The organism is Paenarthrobacter sp. TE3676, from assembly GCF_056279165.1.
Genome location: NZ_JBWBQU010000001.1, coordinates 451,302 through 466,469, shown reverse-complemented (window position 1 = coordinate 466,469; position 15,168 = coordinate 451,302). Strand labels below are relative to the sequence as shown.

The 15,168-nt window shown below is 62.1% G+C and carries 16 protein-coding genes and 1 other RNA gene; 6 read left to right on the top strand and 11 right to left on the bottom strand.

From position 1 onward, the window contains the following. The first annotated feature begins 1 nt into the window (after position 1). Complete coding sequence (locus ACZ881_RS02290) at positions 2-814, top strand: acyltransferase domain-containing protein (RefSeq protein WP_476112293.1); 813 nt, start codon at positions 2-4, stop codon at positions 812-814. On the opposite strand, the gene ACZ881_RS02285 is transcribed toward ACZ881_RS02290, so the two are convergent. From ACZ881_RS02285 to rnpB, 4 genes are all read right to left on the bottom strand, one after another. After that, a complete protein-coding gene (locus ACZ881_RS02285) occupies positions 799-1,599 on the bottom strand; it encodes an HNH endonuclease family protein (protein WP_476112291.1) in 801 nt (266 codons plus the stop codon). The two genes, ACZ881_RS02290 and ACZ881_RS02285, sit on opposite strands and share 16 nt — an antisense overlap. Before the next feature lie 123 nt (positions 1,600-1,722). Beyond that, complete coding sequence (locus tag ACZ881_RS02280; protein WP_476112289.1) at positions 1,723-1,932, bottom strand: hypothetical protein; 210 nt, start codon at positions 1,930-1,932, stop codon at positions 1,723-1,725. Positions 1,933-2,005: 73 nt separating this feature from the next. Further along, complete coding sequence (locus ACZ881_RS02275; RefSeq protein WP_091468029.1) at positions 2,006-3,493, bottom strand: glyceraldehyde-3-phosphate dehydrogenase; 1,488 nt, start codon at positions 3,491-3,493, stop codon at positions 2,006-2,008. A 263-nt stretch (positions 3,494-3,756) separates the two neighbouring features. After that, positions 3,757-4,148, bottom strand: an RNA gene (gene rnpB, locus ACZ881_RS02270) — RNase P RNA component class A. A gap of 57 nt (positions 4,149-4,205) precedes the next feature. On the opposite strand from rnpB, the gene ACZ881_RS02265 reads away from it, so the two are divergent. Next, the gene (locus tag ACZ881_RS02265) at positions 4,206-4,970 is read left to right on the top strand and encodes a YaaA family protein (RefSeq protein WP_476112287.1); all 765 of its coding nucleotides are present in this window, start codon (positions 4,206-4,208) and stop codon (positions 4,968-4,970) included. Positions 4,971-5,000: 30 nt separating this feature from the next. Here the strand turns inward: ACZ881_RS02265 and ACZ881_RS02260 are convergent, their stop codons facing one another. Next, positions 5,001-5,738 carry a zinc ribbon domain-containing protein gene (locus ACZ881_RS02260; RefSeq protein WP_178994862.1) on the bottom strand — a complete coding sequence of 246 codons (738 nt, stop codon included), beginning with the start codon at positions 5,736-5,738 and terminating at the stop codon, positions 5,001-5,003. An 89-nt stretch (positions 5,739-5,827) separates the two neighbouring features. Further along, positions 5,828-6,739, bottom strand: a complete 912-nt coding sequence (locus ACZ881_RS02255) for a Nif3-like dinuclear metal center hexameric protein (protein ID WP_091468036.1) — start codon at positions 6,737-6,739, stop codon at positions 5,828-5,830. A 124-nt stretch (positions 6,740-6,863) separates the two neighbouring features. Here ACZ881_RS02255 and msrA point away from each other — a divergent pair, with 124 nt between their 5' ends. The 3 genes from msrA (at position 6,864) to epsC (ending at position 9,016) form a co-directional block, all read left to right on the top strand. Then, on the top strand, positions 6,864-7,388 hold the full coding sequence (gene msrA, locus ACZ881_RS02250) for a peptide-methionine (S)-S-oxide reductase MsrA (RefSeq protein WP_011775087.1): 525 nt from the start codon (positions 6,864-6,866) through the stop codon (positions 7,386-7,388). Between the two features lie 66 nt (positions 7,389-7,454). Next, positions 7,455-8,390 carry a cysteine synthase A gene (cysK, locus tag ACZ881_RS02245; protein WP_017200618.1) on the top strand — a complete coding sequence of 312 codons (936 nt, stop codon included), beginning with the start codon at positions 7,455-7,457 and terminating at the stop codon, positions 8,388-8,390. Positions 8,391-8,431: 41 nt separating this feature from the next. Further along, the gene (epsC, locus tag ACZ881_RS02240; protein WP_091468037.1) at positions 8,432-9,016 is read left to right on the top strand and encodes a serine O-acetyltransferase EpsC; all 585 of its coding nucleotides are present in this window, start codon (positions 8,432-8,434) and stop codon (positions 9,014-9,016) included. Here epsC and ACZ881_RS02235 read toward each other — a convergent pair. Next, entirely contained in the window at positions 9,013-9,852 is an 840-nt protein-coding gene (locus ACZ881_RS02235) for an oxidoreductase (protein WP_402933289.1), read from the bottom strand. The two genes, epsC and ACZ881_RS02235, sit on opposite strands and share 4 nt — an antisense overlap. Positions 9,853-9,936: 84 nt before the next feature. Continuing rightward, positions 9,937-11,373 carry an NADP-dependent phosphogluconate dehydrogenase gene (gndA, locus tag ACZ881_RS02230; protein ID WP_364305921.1) on the bottom strand — a complete coding sequence of 479 codons (1,437 nt, stop codon included), beginning with the start codon at positions 11,371-11,373 and terminating at the stop codon, positions 9,937-9,939. Between the two features lie 222 nt (positions 11,374-11,595). Between gndA and ACZ881_RS02225 the strand changes: the two genes are divergently transcribed. Further along, positions 11,596-12,324, top strand: a complete 729-nt coding sequence (locus tag ACZ881_RS02225; protein WP_178994870.1) for a FadR/GntR family transcriptional regulator — start codon at positions 11,596-11,598, stop codon at positions 12,322-12,324. A gap of 17 nt (positions 12,325-12,341) precedes the next feature. Here the strand turns inward: ACZ881_RS02225 and ACZ881_RS02220 are convergent, their stop codons facing one another. Genes ACZ881_RS02220 through ACZ881_RS02210 form a run of 3 tightly spaced genes read right to left on the bottom strand, consistent with a single transcriptional unit; the run spans position 12,342 to position 15,124 of the window. Next, entirely contained in the window at positions 12,342-13,391 is a 1,050-nt protein-coding gene (locus ACZ881_RS02220; RefSeq protein WP_476112283.1) for an L-idonate 5-dehydrogenase, read from the bottom strand. After that, complete coding sequence (locus tag ACZ881_RS02215; protein ID WP_476112281.1) at positions 13,391-14,161, bottom strand: SDR family oxidoreductase; 771 nt, start codon at positions 14,159-14,161, stop codon at positions 13,391-13,393. Before ACZ881_RS02215 ends, ACZ881_RS02220 begins: the two co-directional genes overlap by 1 nt. Positions 14,162-14,215: 54 nt before the next feature. Beyond that, entirely contained in the window at positions 14,216-15,124 is a 909-nt protein-coding gene (locus ACZ881_RS02210) for an NAD(P)-dependent oxidoreductase (protein WP_476112279.1), read from the bottom strand. Positions 15,125-15,168: the final 44 nt, after the last annotated feature.

Sequence of the window (15,168 nt, the reverse complement as noted above, 5' to 3'; positions counted from 1 at the left end):
CATGGCCGCCAGCCCTCACGCAGAGCTTTTTGAGCTCCTGGACATCACCGGCGAAGACGCCACTGAATGTGCGCACCTACTGGGGACGCCCCCGGACGAGCATGTTCTGCAGGCAATGAAGACGATGCAGGAAAGGCTTGGGACCTTTCCAGTAGACAGCATTCGGGCCGACGGCGCTGTGGAGACGGTGTGGATCGAAGCACTCCTCCGCTTCGCGCCCTCAGTTCACGCCTACCATCTGGAGCTGGGAATCAGTCCCGCTGTCTCGGCCGCATCCTTGGCAGACATGGGCTTGCAGCTTCGTATCAACAGGCGGGTCCATGGCCGTTTTGGCCTGGACACCTGGAGTTGGCTGACGTTGCACATGGCCGGCAATTTGTTCCGGCTTGGCCGACTGCAGTTTCATTTGGTTCCGGCCGATGGTCGGGGCTCAGGCTGGGTTCTTGGCGTCCATATACCCGAAGATGGAGGCCTCTCCCCTGCGCTGGTGGATGCCAGTTTTGCGGAGGCAGGATCCTTCTTCCCCCGGTATTTTCCTGACAAGCCTGCGCGCAAAGCCACGTGTGATTCATGGATGCTGGACCCGTATCTCGTCGAGCGCCTGCCGGACAGCAACATCGCGTCGTTTGCCGGACGTTTCACGCTCGACCGCTGCACTGATGCTCCTACGGATGCCATCTACTTCACTTTCAGGCAGCGGGGACTCCACGACTTGGATAAGCTCCCGCGGGAAACCTCACTCCAGCGCGTGGTCCTGGAGCGGATAGACGACGGCGGCATCTGGCAACTGGGGCACGGTCACCTGGCATTGTAGATGGTTTGCTGTTCCGGGCACGAGGACAAAACCCGCTTCATGGCGTCCTTTTCGGCCTGCGTAATCCAGAGCTTATAGGCCGCTTTCACGGAGACCTGCCGGGCGACGTAGTGGCAACGAAAATTCTTGTTAGCCGGCAACCACGTGGCCGCGTCACCTGCGCCCTTCTTGACATTGGCGGGACCGTCGGCGGCGATCAGGTTCAGCGGATCGTTCGCGAATATTTGCCGCTGCTGCACAGTAAGCTGCTGGGCGCCCTTTTGCCAGGCGTCGGCGAGGGCCACCACATGATCGATTTGAACTGCAGCGCTGGTGTCCTGGCCTCTCCGGAAAGTCACCTGCGCCCCCGTGTATGGTTCGTGAAAGCTGCCACCGGCAACCTTGCACGATGAGCCTTCCGTGAATTCGACCGCCGAAAGGTCCCTCCGGAGAATGTCGTTTCTGGTGTCGCACCCATTCCGGTCAGCGTCCGCCCAGGCTTGCCCGAATGCGGCCCTATCGTAGTCCGATTTGGCCGCGCGCCCTTTTACCGGGAGTCGCTCCAAGGCGTCACTCGCCTTTTCCGGGGCAACGGGCACCCCACCGCGAAGGGGTTTCATCCAGCCGGGATTGTAGACGGGCGCTTCACTAGGGCCGGCGGCCCATGGTTCCGCGGCCGTGAATTGTCCTGTGGTGAAATACCAGGAAAGCCCTGCCACCACGGTTGCGGCGGCCAGTCCCAGAATGGCCCACGCCTGACGTGACCGTCGCCGCGCGCGTTTGTAGGCAGACCACGTGATACTCAAGGGACTCCATCCAGTGGGGAAACAGCAATGTCCTACGAGCGTAGGACATTGCCCCGACAGTCAGAGTCGATATCCACAGTGTGCAGGAGAAGTCACACTGCGCAGATGTGATGCTTCAGTGGGTTATTGCTCACGCATTACGCGCTGCAGGTCCTCTGTTGCCAGCGCGAGGAGGCCTCGCAGTTGTTCCACGCGCTGATCCGGGACGTCGCCGGAAGCGTTGGCTGAAATAGCTTGATCCAGAAGTTTTTGGGCCTGTTTGTGGTTGGCCTTTGCGACGTCCAGGGCGTGCTCCAGGGTGGTCTCATGTTCCAACGTTGATTCGTTTTCCATGAACCCATTTTGGTCAGGTTTCCCGGCTGATACCAGTGACTCAGCCGGGAAACCCGTGAATACTTCGGCGTGCTTAGGCTCCAGCGCCTTCAAGCACTGCGATGGGAGCAACCACGTCGCGTGCCGGGAACGACGGCGGGTTGACGCCGGCCATTTCTTCCATGACACGGACAACCTGGCAGGAGTAGCCGAACTCGTTGTCGTACCAGACGTACAGAACGAGGTTCTTGTCATTGGAAATCGTTGCGAGGCCATCAACGATGCCCGCGCGGCGTGAGCCAACGAAGTCAGTGGAGACAACATCGGGAGAGTCGATGTAGTCGATCTGCTTGCGAAGATCGGAGTGCAGGGACATCTCACGGAGGAAGTCGTTGACTTCGTCGCGGGTGGTTCCCTTTTCAAGGTTGAGGTTCAGGATGGCCATGGAAACATCCGGAGTAGGAACGCGGATGGCATTGCCCGTGAGCTTGCCCTGCAGTTCCGGAAGTGCCTTGGCTACGGCCTTGGCGGCACCAGTCTCCGTGATGACCATGTTCAGGGCCGCGGAACGGCCGCGGCGATCGCCCTTGTGGAAGTTGTCGATCAGGTTCTGGTCATTGGTGAAGGAGTGCACAGTCTCAACGTGGCCGTGGATGATGCCGAACTTGTCGTTGATGGCTTTCAGCACCGGCGTAATGGCGTTGGTAGTGCAGGATGCCGCGGTGACGATCTTGTCATCATCGGAGATGTCCCGGTGGTTGATGCCGTGGACGATGTTCTTCAGCTCACCCTTGCCCGGTGCAGTGAGCAGCACACGGGAAGCACCCTTGCTCTGCAGGTGCTGGGAGAGACCCTCGGCGTCGCGCCAGCGGCCCGTGTTGTCCACCACCAGGGCGTCCTTGATACCGAAGGCCGTGTAGTCCACAGTGGCCGGGTTGTCCGAGTAGATGACTTGGATTTGCACGCCGTTGGCGGTGATGGTGTTGGCTTCCTCGTCCACGCGGATGGTGCCTTCGAAGGAACCATGCACCGAGTCGCGGCGCAGCAGGCTGGCGCGCTTCACAAGATCGTTCTCGGCCCCCTTGCGCACTACGATCGCGCGGAGTCGCAGGCCGTGCCCGCCACCGGCCTTCTCAATGAGGATGCGGGCCAGGAGGCGGCCAATGCGGCCAAAGCCGTAAAGAACGACGTCGGTGCTGGTGCGGTCGTCTGCGCCACGCTTTCCCACGATTTCGGCGAGCTCGGCACGGAGGTACTCATCCAGCGAGGCGCCGTTGCCTTCGGCCCGGAACTTCTCTGTCAAACGTGCGATATCAATGGCGGCTGCGCCGAGTTCCAGCTCGGACAGGGCGTTCAGCAGCGGTGCGGTCTCTTCGAGCAGCAGCTCGTGGTTGCTCATCCGGCGCGCAAAGCGGTGGGCCTTCAGGATGTTCATGGTGGACTTGTTGATCAGGCTCCGGCCGTGGATGCTCGTGACCACGTTGTTTTCCCGGTACAACCGGCCGATCACCGGAATCATGGCCTCGGCGAGAGCCTCCCGGCCCATCCACTTATCAAGACAAGAATCTGACGTCTGGCTCACAGAACTACCTTCCTTGGGTCAACCACATACGTCTTCGTATGCAGATGGCAGCGGCCGCCCGGAGTAGTCCTGCGGCTCATGCGCCGGCGGGCTTCGGTCCACCCACAGCGCCTTGAACGAGAGCAAAGAAAATCCGCCGGCTGCGAACGCAGTCCCGGCGGCAGAACATCTACGTTCAGTAACCATTCTAGGGCGGAAGGAAGCGGTGAAGGCCGCCCCGCGGCGTGAAATCACTCACACGGCGGAAATTCGGGAGTAATAAATGGATGGGTCGACCGATACGCCGGGTTCTGTCATCCCCTGCCGTTACCGGAAAGGGAGTGGCGGCCATCCATCTACGAACGCCGTTGCCGACGCCCTCCAGCAGCCTACCCGGACACTCGGGCGAGCAGCCCTCAAGCGTGTCCTGTCTGGCCTTGCTCCGGGTGGGGTTTACCTAGCCTCCCCGGTCACCCAGGGAGCTGGTGGTCTCTTACACCACCGTTTCACCCTTACCTGCTGCGCTGCGATGCAAACATCACGACGCCCAGGCGGTCTCTTCTCTGTGGCACTGGCCTGCGGGTTACCCCGAGTGGGCGTTACCCACCACCCTGCTCTACGGAGCCCGGACGTTCCTCGAGCCACTTTCGTGACGCGCGACCGCCTGGTCGACCCATCCGCCGTCCAGTCTACCGGCGTTGGGACCACCCAAAGACCCCGGTAATATCGACGGGTGCTGATTCTGCTGCCGCCTTCCGAAGGCAAGACCCCCGCTGCCAACGGTCCCTCCATCAACTGGGAATCGCTCAGCTTCCCTGAGCTGAACCCGCACCGGGCAAAAGTACTGGAAGCGTTGGGCACGGTGAGCGCGCACGAGGATGCACTTGCGCTGTTGGGGGTCGGCGCCTCGCTGCGGGACGACGTCGAACGTAATACGCGGCTGCATGCCGAACCGGCCGCTCCCGCGCATCAGGTCTATTCAGGGGTTCTGTATGACGCCCTTGGCTACAACACCATGACCCCGACGCAGCGCCGGAAGGCGAACGAATCCATCCTGGTGGTTTCCGCACTGTGGGGCGCCATCGGCTTTGGCGACCATGTGCCCGCCTACCGGTTGTCCATGGGAACTGCACTGCCCGACCTCGGACGCCTCGCCTCCTACTGGAAGCCGCAGCTTAACGCCGCCCTCGCCTCACGTGCTGAAGGTGAGCTCCTGGTCGATTGCCGCTCCAGCACCTACGCCGCGGCCTGGGCTCCCCCGGCGACGCAGACAGTCAATGTCAACGTCTTCAACGAGGCGAACGGCAAGCGCACGGTTGTCAGCCACTTCGCCAAACACACCCGCGGGGAACTGGCGCGACACTTGCTGACCCGGCGTGGCAAGGCGCCGGCAACCCCGGATCAGCTCCTGAAGGCCGCGCGGGAAATCTGGAGAACAGAACTTGTTGAGGGAACGGACCGAAAGCCGCACGCCCTCAACATCATCCTGTCCAACTGACTGCTCCCGCCCAGCTGAGGTTGGGCTGCGTCAGTTCCACTCCGCCGAACGGACCAGGATGACACCTGAGTCCGGGCAAAAAACAATGTCGTCCTCTGCGGCTGCTTTGACTTCGGCAAGGTCGCCGGGGCTGAGCATCATGCCGGAGCCTTCGGACTTACCGTGGAACAGCCGGGCTGCACCGACTCCCCGCTTGGTAATGGTCTTCTCGTAGATGGCAAGCACTCCCGCGTCCAGTGATTCCGCGAAAGCGGCACGTTGCCCGCGGACCACGGTTTCTTCAGCGGCAATCTCTGCAATAGCCTCGTCCAGCTCAGCCCGGATGCTGCCGAACGAGCCCTGGATGTCGTCCACGATCGCCTGCTGGGCAGCCTGACGCTCCCGCAACGTATCCAGGCGCTCCAGGATTTCGAGTTCCACGTCTTCTAGGTCCGAACGGCGCTTATTGAGTGAGGCAATGTCGCTCTGCAGCGCCACCAGGTCCTTGGACAGGCCGGTGCCGCTGTTGAGCCGGGTCTCGTCGCGTTGAATGCGGGTGGCTACCTGCTCAACGTCGGCTTCCGCACGGCGAAGTTCGGCCTCGGCGTCGTGGACGGCAACCTTGGCAGCGCCAAGTTCGCCGTTGGCCACGTTCAACGCATCCGTGAGGTCCGTGATGCGTGGATCTGTTTCCAGAACCTTCCGTCGGCCGGCAAGCGACCTGAGCTTGGCATCGAGCCCCTGCAGTTCAAGCAATTTCAATTGTTCTGCCGGTGCTGCTTTCGCCACGCTTACCTCCGCTAATCGCCACCGGTCCTGGGGATCAGGTCCGGCCGGACCGCCACTATCTGTCAGGGCTGCCCGTATCTTTCTAGACTCTAGTCCCCGCCGGGAGTGAGTATGAAGTCCCATGGGTCGCTGTTGGTGCCGCTGACGCGGATCTCGACGTCGTAGCCCTGGTCTGCGAGCACGTTACCCAGCGCTTCGGCGGCTGCAGGCAGCCACAGCCATTCACTGGCAAAGTGCGAAACATCGATCAGGTAGGGCCGGCCGTTTGTGGCCCCTTCGCGGGCCTCCGATGCCGGGTGGTGACGCATGTCTGCCGTGACGTACACATCCGCATGGCTGGCCCGAACGGCGTCGAACAGGCTGTCCCCGGCTCCACCGCAAACTGCGACACGCCGGACCAGGCCGTCTTTATCGCCAGCCACCCGGACTCCCCCGGCGACAGCGGGCAGCATCTCAAAGACGCGCGCTGCGAAATCACCGAGCGTCTCAAGTTCAGGTAGGTCCCCCACCCTGCCGATGCCCTCCTCCGGAAGGCCGTTGCTTGCAGCAGTCAGCGGAGTGACGTTCTCCAATCCGAAAGCGTCGGCCAGGACATCGGAAACCCCGCCCACTGCTGAATCACCATTGGTGTGCACGGTCAAAAGGCCCGTACCGGCCTCTATCAACCGGTGGACAGCGAGGCCCTTTGCGGACGTGGCTGCCACAGAGTTCACCCCTTTGAGAAGCAGGGGGTGGTGGGTGATGAGCAGTTCGGCTCCCCACTCCACGGCCTCATCGATCACGGCCAGCGTGGGATCCACAGCAAAGAGGATTTTGGTGACGGGGGCGTTGGGTCGGCCGACAACAAGGCCCACCTCATCCCAGTCTTCAGCTAGGGACTCCGGCCAGAGTTCCTCGACAGCCAGCAACACCTGACCGAGCGTAGGATCACCGCTGGCGTCAACTGTTTCGTCTTCTTCGACGGAATCCGCATCAGAAATGTCGGTGTTTACTGCTTCCATGCTCTTATTCTTCCCTACTGGGCCCGATCGGGCGGTTGCCGCACCGGCAGCACCTCCCTGGTGCCGTAATTCTCCCGTAAGGTGAAGCGGGAATCATCAGGCCCTCCGATCCATTGAAGAGAACATGAAAACTTTCGTACTTGGCGGCGGCTGCTTCTGGTGCCTTGATGCCGTATACCAGAAGACCCGCGGCGTCAGCTCGGTTGTATCCGGTTACACCGGCGGACACGTCCGCAATCCCGATTACTACGAAGTGTGTTCGGGTACTACGGGCCATGCAGAAGTTGTCGCCGTGACATTCGATGAAACCGTGGTTCCGGAGGAAGTCATCCTGGACATGTTCTTCGCCCTGCACGACCCCACCACGCTGAACCGTCAGGGCTATGACGTGGGAACCCAGTACCGATCCTCGATGTTCTACACAACGACGGAAGAGAAGGTGCTGTTCGAGGAAGCCATCGAGCGCGCCCAGGCCCTATGGTCCGATCCGATTGTGACCGAGGTCAGCCGCCTTCCCGAGTTTCATGAGGCCGAGGAAGTCCACCAGAATTACTATGCGAAGTTCCCGTATCAGGGGTACTGCCAGGTGATCATTAACCCGAAATTGGCTAAGGCCCGGAAATATTACTCTGCGTGGCTTACTGCTTAGCAGGGTTTCGATCCTGCTGGTTAGGCTGACCTCAGCATTCCCTCTTCAGAGATAGGCGTAATTTTCATGGCAAGGATCTACGACGACGTCACGCAGCTTGTCGGCCGCACCCCGCTGGTCCGTCTGAACCGGCTGACCGAAGGCCTCGACGCCACCGTTGCAGTCAAGCTTGAGTTCTACAACCCGGCCAACAGCGTCAAGGACCGTATTGGCGTGGCCATCATTGATGCCGCCGAGAAGTCGGGCGCCCTGAAGCCCGGTGGAACCATCGTCGAAGGTACCTCCGGCAACACCGGCATCGCACTGGCTCTGGTGGGTGCAGCCCGCGGTTACAAGGTCATCCTGACCATGCCTGAGACCATGTCCACTGAGCGCCGGGTCATGCTGCGTGCGTACGGTGCGGAAATTGTCCTGACGCCCGGTTCCGAGGGCATGCGTGGCGCCGTCGAGAAGGCACAGGAAATCGTCGCCAACACGGAGAACTCCATCTGGGCTCAGCAGTTCGCCAACGAGGCCAACCCGGCGATCCACCGCACCACGACCGCCGAGGAAGTCTGGGAAGACACCGATGGCGAAGTAGACATTTTTGTTGCTGGCGTAGGCACCGGCGGCACCATCACAGGTGTTGGCCAGGTCCTCAAGGAGCGCAAGCCCGGCGTGCAGATTGTCGCTATCGAGCCCAAGGACTCCGCGATCCTCAACGGTGGAGCGCCCGGTCCGCACAAGATCCAGGGAATCGGCGCCAACTTCGTTCCGGAAATCCTGGACACCAACGTTTACGACGAAGTCCTGGACGCGACTCTGGAGGACTCGGTCCGCGTAGCCCGTGAACTCGGCGCTCGTGAAGGTATCCTCGGCGGCATTTCCTCCGGCGCCATCGTGTGGGGTGCACTGGAACTGGCCAAGCGTCCCGAGAACGCCGGCAAGCTGATCGTCGCCGTCGTGTGTGACTTTGGAGAGCGTTACATCTCCACGGTGCTGTTCGACGACATCCGCGGCTAACACTTCGCCCGCACGCCTTCATTTCCTGTAGAAAGGTCTTTGTGAGCTTCTTCGCAAGGCTTAAGGAAGACCTCGATGCCGCCCGGTCCCACGACCCGGCGGCTCGAGGCTCTTTTGAGAACTTTTTCGCATACTCCGGCCTGCACGCCATTTGGGCCCACCGTGTGACGCACCGGCTGTGGCAGAATCCGGCGCTCCGTTTTCCTGCGCGCCTGATCTCCCAGCTGGCCAGGTTCCTTACCGGAATCGAAATCCATCCCGGTGCCACCATCGGCCGCCGATTCTTCATCGACCACGGCATGGGGGTGGTGATCGGTGAGACCGCAGAGATCGGCGAGGACGTGATGATTTATCACGGAGTAACGCTCGGCGGACGTTCGCTGGCCAAGGTCAAGCGGCACCCCACCATCGGTGACGGCGTGACCATCGGCGCAGGCGCAAAGGTCCTTGGGCCAATCACCATCGGTGCCGGCAGCGCAATCGGCGCCAATGCCGTGGTGGTCAAGGACGCGCCAGCGGAATCCATCATCACAGGCATTCCGGCCACATGGCGACACCGCGATGCACGGTCGGAAACCAAACCCGCTGTGGATCCGGCGGAGTACTACATCGAATACCGGATCTAGCCGGCGAGCCTTCTATAAAAATTCCAGAAGACAGCGTCGAAGGCGCGGTCCGGAAGAACCCTTCGCAATGCCAGGACGCTCCAGGCTCCCCTACCCACCGGGTAGCGGGTCCTGGGGCGTTTTGCCGTTGCGGCCCGTACTATCGTTTTCGCCACAACCCGCGCCGGGGTCGACAACACATGACCGGTTCCGGATGTTGATGCCAGTGCGGCAGCCACTATGTGGGCTTGCTCGCTGTAGGGCCCTCCGCCGGAGGCGGCCAACAGGCCCTCGCCCGCGATGGTGCCCCATTCACTGTCCGTTCCCGACGGTTCAATAATGACCACGTCGATGCCGTGCGGCCCCAGCTCCAGGCGCAGGGAATCGCTCATTCCCTCAACGGCAAATTTGGTGCCGTGGTACCACGCTCCCAAGGGCTCATGGATCTTGCCGCCAATCGACGCCACATTGATGATCCTGCCTGAACGCGAGCGGCGCATCCCGGGTATGACGAGTTGGGTCATCCTCGCCAGGCCCATGACGTTGACCTCGAACTGGCGCCTGCCCTCAGCCAGTGGAACTTCCTCGAGTGAGCCGTAGGAGCCGTAGCCGGCGTTGTTGACGAGCAGGTCGATTCGCCCATGTGCCGCTTCAACCAGGCCAACAGCAGACGCCATTGATTCCTCCGAAGTGACGTCCAAGGACAGCACCGTGATGCCATGCTGCTTCAACGGCTCCATCTTGTCCACACGGCGTGCCCCTGCGTAGACGGTGAAGCCGGCGGACCTGAGGGCGACGGCAGTTTCGAAACCGATTCCCGTTGAAGCTCCGGTGACAAACGCGATACGGGATGCCATGACTGGTCTCCTTCAGCTGGGTACGGCAAAGGCCGGTCTCCACAGCGTAACTGGGAGGAACCGGCCTTTGACGGGAAGCTGCTGCTAGTGGGTGTCGACTGCCGAGATCTCGGACTTGTCTTCTCCCCAGAGGGTGTGGAACGTGCCCTCGGTGTCCACGCGACCGTAAGTGTGTGCACCGAAGAGGTCGCGCTGGCCCTGGATCAGGGCAGCGGCAACGCGCTTGCGGCGCAGGCCGTCGTAGTAGGCCAGCGAGGAGGAGAACACCGGTACCGGGATGCCCAGCTGGACTGCGGTGGCTACCACGCGGCGCCATGCCGGGAGGGCCTCGGCGATGGCCTTGGTGAAGGCCGGCGCGAACAGCAGGTTGGCGGGCTTCTCTTCCGCGGCGTAGGCCTTGGTGATGTCCTTGAGCAGTTCTGCCCGGATGATGCAGCCAGCGCGCCAGAGGGAAGCGATCTCGTCCAGCTTGAGGTCCCAGCCGTATTCCTTGGCAGCGGAGGTCAGCATGTCCAGGCCCTGGGCGTAGGAGACCAGCTTGGAGGCGTACAGTGCCTGGCGGACGTCCTCGACGAAGGTCTCGGGAATTTCCACGGAGGCTTCTTCGCCGGCCAGCAGTTCCTGGCCAAGCTTGCGCTGCTCGGCCTGGGAGGAGAGGCCACGGGCAAAGACGGATTCGGCGATGCCTGAGATCGGAGAACCGAGCTCCAGGGCGGAGATGACCGTCCAGCGACCTGTGCCCTTCTGGCCTGCAGCGTCCACGACCACATCCACGAACGGCTTGCCCGTCTTGGCATCAACGTGGCCCAGGACCTCGGCGGAGATTTCGATCAGGAAGGAGGACAGGTCGCCCTTGTTCCATTCAGCGAAGATCTTGGACTGCTCTGCGGGCTCGATGCCGGCGCCGGAGCGGAGGAGGTCGAATGCTTCGCCGATGACCTGCATGTCAGCGTATTCGATGCCGTTGTGGACCATCTTGACGAAGTGGCCGGCGCCATCGGTGCCGATCCATGCACAGCACGGTTCGCCGTCGACCTTCGCGGAGATCTTCTCCAGCAGCGGGCCGAGGGCGTCGTAGGACTCACGCGAGCCGCCGGGCATGATGGACGGGCCGTTCAGTGCGCCCTCTTCGCCACCGGATACGCCGACGCCTACGAAGTGGAGGTCCTTCTTAGCCAGCGCGGCTTCACGGCGGCGGGTGTCCTCGTAGTGCGAGTTACCGGCGTCGATGATGATGTCACCGGCTTCGAGAAGCGGTTCGAGCTGCTCGATCACGTTGTCAACGGGAGCGCCTGCCTTGACCATGATGAGGACGCGGCGGGGCTTTTCGAGGGAGTCGACGAGTTCCTGCAGGGTTTCCGTGCGGATGAAGTCGCCGTCCGTGCCATGCTTTTCGAGCAGGGCGTCAGTCTTTTCCACGGAGCGGTTGTGGAGAGCCACGGTGAAGCCGTTGCGGGCGAGGTTGCGGGCCAGGTTGGCGCCCATCACCGCAAGGCCGGTGACACCGATGTGTGCTGACATCAAAACTCCAATTCGTTCGTTTGCAAACAGTCCCACCTACCCCCCTGGGGGCACGCAGGAAGCGAATTCAAAACCAGGGGCTGTAATAAACCATACGTATTAAAACCGTGGGCCGGAAAGCGGCGCCCACGTTTTGGAACGGCGCCGCGTCATAAACAGTCTATGATGCCGACCCGGATCCGACTGCGCACGGGACGTCCCCGCGCCACTATGCTTACCTCTATGTCAACCAGCCTCCACCACCGCGCCGTAGAGCATTTGGGCACCAGGATTGTCGGTGGCGCCCTTCCTACAGGCCACGTCATGCTGGCCGAGCATTTGGAAGACGAACTCAAAGTCTCGCGCTCCGTTGTCCGTGAAGCTGTCCGTGTGCTGCAGTCGCTGGGGCTGGTGGAGACCATTAAGCGGGTGGGCATCCGGGTCCTCCCGGCCCACCGTTGGAATCCCTTCGATCCGCTGGTGATCCGTTGGCGGCTTGCCGGCGAGGGGCGTGGCGCCCAGTTGAGGTCGCTGGCCGAACTCCGTTCCGCCGTCGAGCCTGTTGCAGCAGAGCTGGCCGCAGGAAACGCACCCGAAAGTCTTCGGCAGGAGCTGGTGGGCATCTCCCTGGCCATGAAGGAAGCCGGTGATGCCGGCGATATGGCCCGCTTCCTTGACCTCGATATCCGGTTCCATGCGCTGGTCCTCTCCGGCTCCGGGAACGAAATGTTTGCCAACCTTATTGGGCAGGTCACTGAAACCCTCACCGGTCGCACCGTCCATGGGCTCATGCCGGAACACCCTCAAAAGCAGGCGCTTCAGTGGCACATGGATGTTGCACACGCGATCGACGCCGGCGACGGTTCTGTCGCGCGCGATGCCGCCGCCAAGATCATGCGGCAGACCATCGCGGAGTTGGCACCCAGCTGGAATGACCAGCCCCGCGTCTTCGTCCCCATCGCGCAGAACTGACTGTCGCCAAGAGCCAGCTACTGCCGGAAGTTCAGCAACACCTTGCCGGATTCGGCTGAGTTCTTCGCCACCTCAAAGGCTTCCAGGGCTTGGGCGAGGTCGAACTCGTGTGTCACCACAGGATCGACAAACAGCGAGCCATCAGCCAGGGCATCAATGACCTCATCGATCTCGTTGTTGAAGCGGAACGAGCCAAGCAGTTCCAACTCGCGGGTGATGGCCAGTGAGATGAACACCGGCTGCGGTCCCGACGGCAGGAGCCCCACCATCACCACTTTGCCACCCCGGGCAGCACCCTTGATAGCCGAGGCCAGCCCGAAATGGCTTCCAGAGGATTCAATAACGACATCGGCATCCACGGCGGCGATGGCATCCGCATCATCACCCTTAAGGACGTCATCGGCGCCGACGGCCCGGGCGATTTCCAAGGGCTTGTCATGCATGTCGACAGCGACGATCCTGGCCGCACCGGCACGCTTGAGAACGGCGACCACAAGCGCACCAATAGGGCCGTTGCCGATCACAAGCGTGGTCTTTCCCTTGACGTCTCCTGCGCGTCCTACCGCGTGCCAGGCAACACTGGCAGGTTCAACCAGGGCAGCGGTGCGAAGGTCCAGGTTTTCCGGCAGCGGTCGCAGCATTCGCGCGGGCAGGTTGGCGTAGCGGCTGAACGCACCGTCCGTGTGCGGGTACCGGGCAGCACTGCCCAGGTACGTACAGCCCGGGGACAGATTTGGCCGGTCCTCCGGGTACCTGACGTCACCTGAGGCAGGGGTAGCCGGATGGACCGCCACACGTGTGCCAACCCCGGGGCCGGCACCATCAACAGCTTGCTGTACCACCACGCCTACGATTTCGTGCCCGAGGACCAGGGGTTCTTTGAGGACGGACTCCCCCGCTGCACCATGCAGCCAATAATGCAGGTCTGACCCGCAGATCCCACCGTAGGCGATCTCCACCACCGCCTCATGGGGAGCAGGTGCCGTCAAGGGAATGTCTTCAATCCTGAGATCGCCCTTGCCGTGGGCGACTACGGCGGGGCCGAAGGTCGGGAGACTGATGCCCATCAGACCACCACCGTCATTCCGCCGTCGACGAAGATCGTCTGGCCGTTCACAAAATTGGATGCCTGCGAGGCGAGCCACACAGTTGGCCCGGCAAGATCGGCTACTGTACCCCACCGGTTGGCCGGCGTCCGGCCCAGGATCCACGAGTTGAAATCGTCATCATCCACCAGGTTCTGGGTCATTTCCGTGTGGATGTACCCGGGCGCTATGCCATTGATCTGCAAGCCGGAGGCAGCCCACTCTGCAGTCATGGCGCGGGTCAGGTTGCGAAGTCCACCCTTGGCCGCCACATAGGGTGCAATGGTGGGACGGGCCAGGTCCGTCTGGACAGAGCAGATATTGATGATCTTCCCCTGTCCCCGGGGGATCATGTGCCGGGCCGCTTCCCGGCCCACAAGGAAGGCGCTGGTGAGATTGGTGGTAATCACACGCTCCCAGTCCTTCACATCAAGGTCCAGCATGGGAACACGGTGCTGGATTCCGGCATTGTTCACCAGGATGTCAAGAGGACCCACGTTCTCCTCCACCCAGGCCATTCCTTCAGCGGCGGCCGTGGCGTCGGTGACGTCGAAGGACAGGCTGTGGACCCTTCCCTCCGGGTAGTCAGCAGCCATGGCCTGCCGGGCTGCTTCCAGCCGTTCGGCATTGATGCCATTGAGCACCACGGTCGCTCCGGCATCCGCCAGCCCCCTGGCCAGGGCGTTACCGATCCCCCGGCTTGAACCGGTGACCAACGCAACCCGGCCGGTCAGATCAAAAAGTCCATTCATAGTTTGTACGTCATTTCTTCTTCGGTCGGGCCGTCTCTTCTTCAGTTGCCCCGGTCAGTTACTGTTCGACGCCGCGGCCGCCACGCTCAGGTTTGCGATGGCCTGGCGAACCACGGCGAGGTCCTGGTCTCCGAGTCCTTGGCGCTTGAGTTCGTCGTATAAATCGATTGCCGCCGAAGCCATGGGAACGGCGGAGCCAACCGCTTCAGCGCTGGTGAGCACGAAGCCCAAGTCCTTATGCATGAACTTGGCAGGCCCTGTCGGGGCATAGTCCTTGGCAGCCAGGCGGGGGCCTACGTTGTCCAGCACCCGACTTCCGGCCAGCCCTCCCGAGAGGACCTCGTAAAGCGCCACCACATCCATGCCGGAGCGTTCCGCGAGTTCGGCCGCTTCGGCCAGCGCCGCCGTCGTGGTTCCCACGATGAGTTGATTGCAGGCTTTGGCGAGCGACCCCGATCCAAGAGGACCCATGCGCCGCACCGTGGTCCCCATGGTTCCCAGGAGCGGCTCGAGCGCTTCGAACTGGCTTTCGGTCGCGCCCACCATGATGGCCAGGCTTCCGCTTTGTGCCCCGGAGGTGCCGCCGCTGACCGGCGCATCAACCACCGCGGCGTTGCCACCGGATGCCTGGTGAACAGTCTCGCCGAACAGCCGGACTGCGGTTGGTGAGACGCTGCTCATGATGACGACGGCGGTGCCCGGCTCGGGTGGATCGTTCCGCCATGACTCGAGCAATTCCGTGGCCGCTTCCTCAATGAAGGGCAGGTCAGGGAGCATGAAGATGATGGTGTTTTCGTTGCGCAGCTCTGCGACGCTGGCTGCGCGGCGGACGCCGGAGAGGTCCTCAAAAACGGTGTCTGAGCGGTTCCAGGCGGTGACATTCCATCCTGCGCCGGCGATGTTGGAAGCCATGGGCGCTCCCATGAGTCCTAGGCCGACGAAGCCCACGCGTTTGCTGGTCACGGTAGGTAACACCTCACTTCTTTGTGGTCATCCAGGAGATTTCT

What these genes read in the sequence shown, in the direction of transcription:
- ACZ881_RS02290 (WP_476112293.1), top strand. Translation starts at nt 2, where the DNA reads ATGGCCGCCAGCCCTCACGCAGAGCTTTTTGAGCTCCTGGACATCACC.
- ACZ881_RS02280 (WP_476112289.1), bottom strand. Translation starts at nt 1,932, where the DNA reads ATGGAAAACGAATCAACGTTGGAACATGAGACCACCCTGGAGCACGCC.
- ACZ881_RS02255 (WP_091468036.1), bottom strand. Translation starts at nt 6,739, where the DNA reads ATGGAAGCAGTAAACACCGACATTTCTGATGCGGATTCCGTCGAAGAA.
- msrA (WP_011775087.1), top strand. Translation starts at nt 6,864, where the DNA reads ATGAAAACTTTCGTACTTGGCGGCGGCTGCTTCTGGTGCCTTGATGCC.
- cysK (WP_017200618.1), top strand. Translation starts at nt 7,455, where the DNA reads ATGGCAAGGATCTACGACGACGTCACGCAGCTTGTCGGCCGCACCCCG.
- ACZ881_RS02235 (WP_402933289.1), bottom strand. Translation starts at nt 9,852, where the DNA reads ATGGCATCCCGTATCGCGTTTGTCACCGGAGCTTCAACGGGAATCGGT.
- gndA (WP_364305921.1), bottom strand. Translation starts at nt 11,373, where the DNA reads ATGTCAGCACACATCGGTGTCACCGGCCTTGCGGTGATGGGCGCCAAC.
- ACZ881_RS02225 (WP_178994870.1), top strand. Translation starts at nt 11,596, where the DNA reads ATGTCAACCAGCCTCCACCACCGCGCCGTAGAGCATTTGGGCACCAGG.
- ACZ881_RS02220 (WP_476112283.1), bottom strand. Translation starts at nt 13,391, where the DNA reads ATGGGCATCAGTCTCCCGACCTTCGGCCCCGCCGTAGTCGCCCACGGC.
- ACZ881_RS02215 (WP_476112281.1), bottom strand. Translation starts at nt 14,161, where the DNA reads ATGAATGGACTTTTTGATCTGACCGGCCGGGTTGCGTTGGTCACCGGT.